Below are 344 nucleotides of genomic sequence, written 5' to 3'. Positions count from 1 at the left end.
GTCTTCCAAGCAGTTAATCGCTATAAGCTAGGTCTTGGAGGCTGTCCGCGATTCAAATCTCTCAGTCGCGGATTAAGAAGCATTGAAGGCAAAAGCAATAAAACAGGATTGAAATTTAATATTGAAAAATCTGTTTTAAGTTGGTGCAAACATGACTATTGTGTCTTTATTGATCCTCAGGATGACTTTCTTCAAAGGGCGTTGCGTAGTGAAGGTCGCAGCGGATTTAAAAAGGTTAAATATTGCCGTCTAGTTCGCAAAACAATCAAAGGAAAGAATCGCTTTTATTTGCAGGTTGTTTTAGAGGGGCAGGCACCCATTAAGCATATCTACGCGTCAACCAG

1 pseudogene is annotated in these 344 nt (G+C 40.4%); it reads left to right on the top strand.

Annotated features, from left to right (window positions below):
* Positions 1–344 (top strand): annotated as a pseudogene (locus NW199_RS08735) (hypothetical protein); the annotation flags it as partial.

The organism is Parasutterella secunda (assembly GCF_024733725.1).
In the GTDB taxonomy this organism is placed as follows: Bacteria; Pseudomonadota; Gammaproteobacteria; order Burkholderiales; family Burkholderiaceae_F; genus Aphodousia; species Aphodousia faecalis.
Note: the sequence above shows the minus strand (reverse complement) of the source record. Positions and strands in the feature narration are given on the sequence as shown.